At 67.5% G+C, this 2,350-nt stretch carries 1 protein-coding gene and 1 pseudogene; both read right to left on the reverse strand.

Annotated elements, in window-relative coordinates; genetic code table 11:
* Window positions 1-78 precede the first annotated feature (78 nt).
* The gene (locus tag U9980_RS05300) at window positions 79-1,011 is read right to left on the reverse strand and encodes a hypothetical protein (RefSeq protein WP_322766924.1); all 933 of its coding nucleotides are present in this window, start codon (window positions 1,009-1,011) and stop codon (window positions 79-81) included.
* Between the two features lie 46 nt (window positions 1,012-1,057).
* Window positions 1,058-2,350, reverse strand: a pseudogene (locus U9980_RS05305) (hypothetical protein); the annotation flags it as partial.

Genomic DNA, 2,350 nt, shown 5'->3' on the forward strand with positions numbered 1-2,350 from the left:
GGGTGCCCCGAAACGTCGGTGCACAGCTGCGCAAACCCCCTGGTCATCTCCTGGAACCTGCTGTGAAACAGGCTCCTGTCAGGCCCCCGGTTTCGGGGCCCACGACGTCTCCTGACCACGACTGCGTGACCAGTGCTCGACCGCCGTAGCCACAGCGGCCCAGTCGGTGCCAGGTGCCAGGAACCGCTGCTCCATATGCGTGACCAGATCTGGATCAGGTGCCACCAGGGTCCGCCGCGCGTGTTGCGGCCGCGCAAGTGTGACAGCGTTGGCGACGGTCCGTACGCCGATCAGCGCGACCCGGCGAGCCGCGGCCCGAGGCCGCCCCATGTGCCCGGGATCCGGCCTGCCGCCAGCGAGTTCCCGCAGGCCGAACGGCCGGTATCCCTGGTAGGCCAGACAGGTGGCCTGGTCCCATGCCTCGCCGAGGAACGGGGAGGTACGCAACAGTCGCTCGTCGGCGAGCACCGCCCCGAGCCGGGCCCCGAACGTGCTGGTGGCGCTCACCGCCTGGTACCAGCGCGCCGTGCCCAGCAGGACCGCATCGGGATCACCCTGGGAGCGGGTCGCCGAACTGATCAACGGCGAGCATCGGGTGGCCGCGGGATCAAAACGCATCGAGCTGTAGAGAGTGAAGTAATCGGCGCGGTCCAGCTCGTTCGCGGCCCGGACGAGATCGCGCAGGCTCGCACCGGTATAGAGGTAGTCGTCCTCGGAGAACCAGACAAGATCGGCTGGTGACCAGCCCCGCTGCCGAGGTAGTCGCAGCACCCACCGGTATGACGACCGGTTGCTGCCGCAACGGACACTGAGAACCTCGCCCGCTTCCGACATCATCTCCAGGCGGCCGGCGGGAACCGGCCCGTCGTTGACGAAGACAAGCTCGGTCTCAATATCGACATTGTCCACCGCGCGCAACAGTGACGCCAGCGCAAGGGACTTGTTGTAGAAGTCCGGTCGGTCCTTGCGGTTCTCGCTGCCGACGGATCGATAGATGATGTGCAGTCTCACCGCGAACTCACGATATCTCACCGCCCGCCCCGACGATGCCGACCGGTCAACATACCGTCCGCATCGCCTCTGGCCCTCTGGACCCGGCCTTCTCGCCAGACCCGAGCAGGTCACGGGTTGGAACCTCGGCCCGGTGCGCGGCTCGGTGCAGCAGCACGAACCACAACGGCACGGTCATCCAGAAAGCGATGATGTACCCGACGACAGCCCCTTGCAAACCGTAGCGCGCCAGACCGGCGACCGGGAACACGAACAGGGCCGGCGCGAGCACACAGTGGGCGCGGAAAGTGAGCTTGGGCTGGCCAAGCGCATAAAGCATGCACGCCGGACCGACCGTGGCAGCCGCCCCCGCCTGCTGGATGATTGTCAAAACGAGTATGCCACGGGTCTGCGCCCACGTGTCACCCAGCAACGCGACGCCCACGCGGTCGGGAACAAGAAGGAACAACGCGCCCCACAGCACGCCGGCACCGACGACCAGACATGAAAGCATGGTCGCGGATCGAATGCGGGCGCGGGCGGACATATCCCGCCGACGGGAGAACTCCGGAATCGCAAAACTGATGATGCCGACGGCGAGAATCGTGGTCGGGCCGAGGAGGGTCTGGACCCCACGCAGCGCGCCGACCGCGATCGCGGTGCCGAATACGCCGATCAGCAGTGTCGACCCCTGCTGGGCGCCCTGAACAGTGATGTACTCGGCGCTCATGTAGCCCGCGACCTCGCGGTGCCGTCTGATCCATTCACGGGACCTGACCGGTGCGGGCCAGAAGCCGGACTGGACGATCCCCACCAGGGCTGCCGCCGCGGCGGCTCCACCCCAGACGAGCAGATACGTCGCGGACGACCCGACGCCATGACGGAGCAGGAAGAACACGCCGCCCAATTGGATCACGGTCCACACCATGTCGTTCACGGCGGCCTTCGCGGGCCTGCCTTCGGCGATGAACACGTAACGCCACGCATCCTGCAGGAGCAGGCCCGGCATGACCAGACCCATCGCGGCTATCGCCGCACCGACCGTGGTGCCCAGCACCGCACCGACGGCTACCAGACATCCACCGGTGATCATGCCGAGAACCAGCGCCGTGCCGGTCGCCGCGGCGCCCGCTGCCCGGAAGATCCGCGGGGCGGCGTCGGCATACTTCATGCCCAACGGTGATGTGCCAGCCGCCCGGGAGAACCCGACGACCAGCGCGAACAGCGCGAAGGCGATCGAGAACGCGCCGAACTGGCCCGCCGAAACCCGGCGGGCGACCGCGAAGGCGATGAGCGCGTTGGTCCCGCTGGAGATGACCTGGTCGCCCAGCGTCCACATGGCCTTGGACCGCCCGGAGGC

It is taken from the genome of Protofrankia sp. Cr1, from assembly GCF_963555865.1.
Taxonomy (GTDB): Bacteria; Actinomycetota; Actinomycetes; order Frankiales; family Frankiaceae; genus Protofrankia.